Genomic DNA, 6469 nt, shown 5'->3' with positions numbered 1-6469 from the left:
AGGATTATACAACTTTGTTGCGTAACAGCTTATCTGTCTTCGTTTTATGATTATTTAGCCCCCTAAATCCCCCAAGTTTGGGGGACTTTGAAATTCTTATTCCCCCAGAATTGGGGTTAGGGGCATCAAAACCCTATTAGGCAACTTGATTAGACTGTACACGGTAGCCTTACTAAGGAGAGACGGCGAAGCCGAGGGGTAAATTGTATGCAAATTTACAAAGAAATGCTATTATGCTGCACTTTCCACAGGTTTGGCTTCTGGTAACAACCGCTTCACACCTTGTTTAACAAAAGCTTCTAAAACAGCCAATTTTTGATTTTGCTGGAATACGGTTTCCAAAACTTGGCGCAGTTTGTCCAGATTTAAGGCATTTCCAGATTCTAAAGCAATTTCTTGCTGTTCAAAATATTCCACTAAACTTAATCCGGCTACTCTGGTTAGATAAGCGGCACTAACTCCTTCTACCATTCCTCCAGCGATAAAGGTAGCAAGGTTAGTTTTGAGAATACTAGTTACAGCTTTGGTAGAAAGTTCCACTAATCCTAATTTCAACATTAAACTTCCCATAGTTCCCGCTACTTGTTGCCCTTGTTCTAAGGAAATTTTTTGTTGATAAATGTTACCCAAATCCATGACCATTTGGCCATTTATCGCCGCAGTTGCCAGAATATCTAAGGCAGGTAAAGGATTAGCAAATGCTGCTGCTGCCGCAATCCATTGATATTGTTCTATAATGGGTGTCGAGCGATCGCGTCTGACTCCATTTAAACAATTTTTAGCTTCGGCTTTCAATAATAATACTTTGCGATTTGTGGTATGACAAACTAGCTGTTCTCCCTGTTTTGCTAATACTTCTCCTAACTGTTGGGTTAACTGTTGGACATCTGGCGCTGGTTGTTCCATCCATTCTTGGAAAGAACCATCATTTTCATGTTTTCGCACTTTTACAGGTAGGGGAGAAGCCGCAGTTGCAACTACATTTAACCCCACGCGCTGTTTTAATGATTGGAGAATTGTAGCGCGTTCATCGGGTTGATACTGGTCTTGTTTGTTGAAAACCAATAATGTCGCCTGTTTTACCGCTTTTAATTGTTGTAAAACTTGAAATTCTGAATCTGTCAAATCACCATTTGTCAAGAATAAGACAAAATCAGATTTCTGCATTGCCGATAAAGTGAGTTGATCAGAATTTTCACCAACGGCAGAAAATAAAGGTACTGTTTCGTTAAAATACCAAGATATTTCCGGCAATATTTGAGCATTTTTGAGAACTTCAATAATCGTACTTTTACCTACAGATTTCCCCCCGGTTACAGCCACAGCAATTTCCTTTCTATTAAGTTCTAAAGGCAATTGAGCGAGTTTTTCCCGGAGTATCCCTAGGTAAGGATGATCAGTTGCTTCTTGGGCAAGTTGATTAATTATGACTTCGGTTTGAGCGATCGCTTTTTCTACAGAGGCTCTATCTGCAACTATATCATTTAGCTGTTCACCCAATTGGGGCAGATTTTTTTTCAATAACCATAAACCCCCACCGACAGCTAAAGCACTCAGAAGTCCAAATTCTCCCACTTGAACTATTGAATCATGCCAGCTATTTAACATCCACAGGGAGAACGATAGTCCTAGTCCTCCCACTAATATTGGTCGCTGTAACTTCACAATTGTGATTCTCCACGCAAGGAAAAAGCTTTTACTTCACTCTACAACTTTTCTAATCAAAACAAGCTCTTTAAATAACAGTTTGACCGCTTTAACGGCTACTCGTATCTAAATTAACTTCACTGGCTTACCGCTACCATTCAGTTGCCTACTTGTTGATGCTGTTCCAACCTAACCCACCCTACATAACTACAAAACTAGATTTAAAAATTCATCTATTGTAATTATTTCTACACCTTCAAATAACTTTAACTACTACGCCGTAAGTCCCCCACTGAATTTGGTACTCCTAATCAGTGGCGGGATATAAGGCGGGAAAAACCGAAATCGTTCTCAATCAATACGAGGCATAGCCGAGTAAGAGCAAAGAACATTTGAGGTTTTTCCAATATTATGTATTACGCCCTTGTCAAAAATAATATATCATGCTAAAATAAATTTATCAAGGAGGGTAAGCAAGGGGTTGTCTTCCAATTCCAGACAGACAAGCATCAACAGCACGAACAAATTCCGAACCTAAACCCGGATTTTGGGATTCGTACCACTCAAAAGCATTTTGGATATCGTATTCTGCTTCTGGCTGAATAATCAGCTTATAGTTCATTGGGAAAATCCTAACCGTTTCTTAACGTCTTCCCAACTAGAACCGGTTGTAGGGTTTTTTTCGTAATTTTCTAACCGTCGCTCTAATTCTTGTTGTTGTGCTGAACTCAAGGGAAGTTCTTCTTGCTGTTCTAAGATGCTGTCCCATAAATCTTCAGCAAGTTGAATACGTTCTGCAATGCTGAGTTCAGCAATGTCAAATTTCAAGAGGGGATGGAGACTCATAATTAAAGATTTGGGGTGGAACTTTTATCTATGTCTTTTATCATAACTCATGTTGCTGTATACCAATAGCCTTAGCCATAACATAATCTGAAACTACACATCGCAATTTACCAGGCATTTGACTGTTAACATTAAACTCTCTTATCAATATAAAATCGGTATTTATACCTTCAATTATAGCATTTTCAATAACCGATGAAGTCATTTGATCGTCTGCAAAAACTCCAACCTTCAAAAATAACGGAACTTAGATAAAAATACGGAAAGTATTTTGGTATTAGTTTAATTATTTTCCTAGATGTTCAAGTGCGATCGCCTATGGCAATCCTGAAAGCGATCGCATACATCTTGAGTTAATCTTTACTGTCGCGCCATAATAGTCCGCATTTCAGCTTCCCGATCTTGAATCAAATCACCACTCACATCCACCATCACACAATAAATCTTACCCGTAAACTTAAAAGGCGGTTTATAATCCGGTGTAACAGGCGCACCAGGGGCAATTCCACAGGTGACACCACTGGTCAAACCAAGTGCTAAGGGAGTAGTTACAGGCACATCAATTTGCCCGACCAATTTCTCATCAATATACAGTTGGGCGCGTCCTGGCGTTCCTTTCCCCTTGGCTAAATCTGGTTGACCCGTGACTTTAAACTCAAAGCGCAACTGATGACGACCTGCCGGCACAGATGACCTAGATTCAACATGATAAAGCGATCGCCCCACATAATTATGAACCCAGTGCAGTTTGCCATTTTGGACATAGAAAGAATAGCCACTATCATTACCCCCGTGAGCCAGTAATATTCCTTCTGCGCCACCTGGGGGAATCTCCACATCAGCCGTAATACTGTGGGGACGATTTAACACCCTCACCGCACTACCGGCGGGAATCGCTTGAGTATCAGGATAGTAAACATAGCGGCTAGGATTCACAGCAAGCTGGGGGCGTTCTTCCGCTATTCGTTGCACACCACGTCCATCCACAGGCAACACATTATACTTTCCAGCTTCCACATACCAAGTAGCAATCATTTCAATCAACTTAGGGCGATTATCAGCCGCGATATTGTGATTTTCCGCAAAATCTGAGGCGACGTGATACAGTTCCCAATGATGAGTATCCAAATCCGTTAGAGTTTCCGCCGAAATCGCCTCACCAAAAAACTGCCCTGCCTCCGTAAATGAGGGACCCGGCCAAGGACAAACCGCCCGCCAACCATCATAGTAAAGAGAACGATGTCCCATCATCTCGAAATACTGGGTAATATGCTTAGTAGGGGCGTTACTATGATTAAAAGTATGGGCAAAACTGACACCTTCAATGGGAGATTGAGTCACACCCTTAATCGTTGTGGGTGGTTCAATTTCCAGTAATTCCAGCACCGTTGGCACAAGGTCAATAGCATGAGCGTACTGAGTCCGAATTTCCCCTTTTGCCTCAATACCTTGACTCCAATGCACAATTAAAGGGTCGCTAATTCCCCCCCGATAGGTTTCCCGTTTCCACCGCCTAAAAGGCGTATTCCCTGCCCAAGTCCAGCCCCAAGCATAATGGTTAAAGGTTTCGGCACTGCCTAGTTTATCCAATGCCTTGAGATTTTCCTCTAGGGATTCTGGCACATTGTTAAAAAACAGGTTTTCATTTACTGAACCAGTTGGTCCTCCTTCCGAACTTGCCCCATTGTCCGAAATCACCATAATTACAGTGTTCTCGAACTCACCGATAGATTTAAGAAAATCGAGTAAACGACCGATATGGTGGTCAGTATGGGTTAAAAAACCAGCATATACTTCCATCATCCGGGCATAAAGCCGTTTTTCGTCCGCCGGGAGAGTATCCCAGTGCGGGACATCGGGATCATGGCGAGAAAGTTCGGCATCAGAGGGAACAATCCCCATTTCCTGCTGACGGGCAAAAACCTTTTCCCTGTAAGCTTCCCAACCATCATCAAACTGTCCAGCGTAGGCATCAGCCCATTCTTTGGGGACATGATGGGGGGCGTGCATTGCTCCCGGACAGAAATACATGAAAAAAGGCTTATTTGGGGCAACCTGCTTGGCATCAGCAATAAAGCTAATGGCCTTGTCTGTTAAATCTTCCGTTAAATGATAGCCTTCTGCGGGGGTCTTTTCTGGCTTAACGGTGTGGTTATCATAAACCAAATCTGGATAATATTGGTGGGTTTCTCCGCCTAAAAAGCCATAAAAACGCTCAAAACCACGACCGAGAGGCCAGCGATCATAGGGGCCTGCGGCTGAAAGTTGGTCTGAGGGGGTTAAATGCCATTTTCCTAACGCATAGGTGTTATAACCCTTTTGGAGTAATATCTCTGAGAGAAAGCCATTTTCAAAGGGAATATTCCCATTACCTCCGGGATAACCCGTAGACCCTTCTGTAATGCAGGACATGGCGTTAGAATGGTGATTGCGCCCAGTCAGCAGACAAGAACGGGTGGGAGAACACAGTGCCGTTGTGTGTAAGTTGTTGTAGCGTAAACCATTAGCGGCTAGTGCGTCTAGGTTGGGTGTTTTGATGGGACTGCCGTAACATCCAAATTGTCCAAAACCCGTATCATCAAAGACGATAAATAGGACGTTTGGTGTACCTTCTTTTGCCCGCAATGGTTCCGGCCAAGCTGGACTGGATTTATCAACTGTCCGGCCGATGACTCCGGGGAAGGTAGTTCCGGGTTTGTATTCACGCAGAGACATAAATCTAAACTCTTGAGAATATGTAATTTTTAACAAAAACCCTGAAATTCTATATCCTCTTTAGGAGGGGTTAATTGATAAATTTATTCTAGTGTGGAGGATATGATATGAAAAACACGACTCAATTAACTCAGCTAGAATTTGTTTTACTAAAATTAGTTGAGAAAGGAAAAGGTCAATGGAGTTGGTATGAATTAGCGAATGCGCTTTCCCGTCAAGATGTTCTGAGAGAACCTGATATGATGGAAGTTTTAAAAAATCTTGCCCATCGGGGATTAGTCAACCGTTATGTAGAACAAGATTCACCACGTGATCGCTGGGAATTAACTTTAGAAGGAATTACAGTATTAAAAATGTGATTCTTATGTCATGCTTTGCGATCGCCATAGATACTAAATGGGTTCTATAAATACTCCATTAATATCATCAATGCTTGAAATTTCATCTTTGATTATTTCACCCTATTTCATTAATCCAATGTTGAATAACATTGAGTAAGTTTGGTTGATTGGGAAAACCTTTTAATGGTGCGTCTAGAGGTTGTTCTGTGATAAAGGCAATGTGTAAGACATCTGTTAGTTTATTGCAGAATTTGATCATTTCTTGATTTGGTTCGCAGTTGTTGATAATTAATGCTAGGTTTTCAGTTTGTAGATGTTTTTTAATTTGCGGAATTTTGCTTTTTAGTTGAGGTGCGTTGTTTATTTGAGGAATTTCTGGATTTTCGGGACAAGCTGTAAAGTAAATTTGGTTGCAGATTTCTTGAGATATTTCTATGATGTCTGTTTCGTTTTGGAGGGTTTTTAGGTTGAGGGTAAGGGGATATGTTTTTTCTGTGGGTTGGAGTTGGGTAAGGAGGAAATGAGTATTTTTAAATTGAGATTCTAGGTTTTTAATTGTGGTTTTGTTGCCATGCCAAACGCGGTAAAATTCGGGATAGGTCATATTTTGGGCGCAATGCCAGAGAATATGTAATATATCCTGATCTTCTTCTTCTTCATTTATCCATCTATCTTTTAATCCTGATACTGCTTCTGCAAATAAATCACCTTGTAGAATTTGTATTAAGTAGTAACAGATTAAAGAATAATGTTTAGGTTTAACAGGACTATTGATCAACTTAATTAAGGTTCTGATGAAATTTAAATTTCTAACCGGAATTGCCACTAAAATATCAATAATTATAAAATATGTATCTTCTTCATTATTATTATTATTATTATTAATAATATTAATTAATTCGTATCCCCTCAATATATAG

5 protein-coding genes and 1 pseudogene are annotated in these 6469 nt (G+C 40.6%); 1 reads left to right on the top strand and 5 read right to left on the bottom strand.

Annotated elements, in window-relative coordinates; all coding sequences use genetic code 11:
• Positions 1-231: 231 nt before the first annotated feature.
• From CUN59_RS20340 to CUN59_RS20320, 4 genes and pseudogenes are all read right to left on the bottom strand, one after another.
• Positions 232-1665, bottom strand: a complete 1434-nt coding sequence (locus CUN59_RS20340) for a slr1306 family protein (RefSeq protein WP_243407006.1) — start codon at positions 1663-1665, stop codon at positions 232-234.
• A 451-nt stretch (positions 1666-2116) separates the two neighbouring features.
• Positions 2117-2269 (bottom strand): annotated as a pseudogene (locus CUN59_RS20335) (type II toxin-antitoxin system RelE/ParE family toxin); the annotation flags it as partial.
• Positions 2266-2493: an addiction module protein gene (locus CUN59_RS20330; protein ID WP_104389532.1), complete on the bottom strand. Its 228-nt coding sequence runs from the start codon at positions 2491-2493 to the stop codon at positions 2266-2268. The pseudogene CUN59_RS20335 and the gene CUN59_RS20330, both read right to left, overlap by 4 nt.
• Before the next feature lie 360 nt (positions 2494-2853).
• Positions 2854-5208, bottom strand: coding sequence for an arylsulfatase (locus tag CUN59_RS20320; protein WP_104389530.1), 2355 nt, complete (start codon positions 5206-5208; stop codon positions 2854-2856).
• A 107-nt stretch (positions 5209-5315) separates the two neighbouring features.
• Between CUN59_RS20320 and CUN59_RS20315 the strand changes: the two genes are divergently transcribed.
• Positions 5316-5567, top strand: coding sequence for a hypothetical protein (locus tag CUN59_RS20315; RefSeq protein ID WP_104389529.1), 252 nt, complete (start codon positions 5316-5318; stop codon positions 5565-5567).
• 97 nt (positions 5568-5664) lie between these two features.
• Here the strand turns inward: CUN59_RS20315 and CUN59_RS20310 are convergent.
• On the bottom strand, positions 5665-6469 hold an 805-nt coding region (locus CUN59_RS20310; RefSeq protein ID WP_207765456.1), incomplete at its 5' end, for an NACHT C-terminal alpha/beta 1 domain-containing protein.

This window comes from Cuspidothrix issatschenkoi CHARLIE-1, from assembly GCF_002934005.1.
Lineage (GTDB): Bacteria > Cyanobacteriota > Cyanobacteriia > Cyanobacteriales > Nostocaceae > Cuspidothrix > Cuspidothrix issatschenkoi.
The sequence above is the reverse complement of the archived record's forward strand: the minus strand, read 5'-3'. Positions and strand labels throughout refer to the sequence as shown.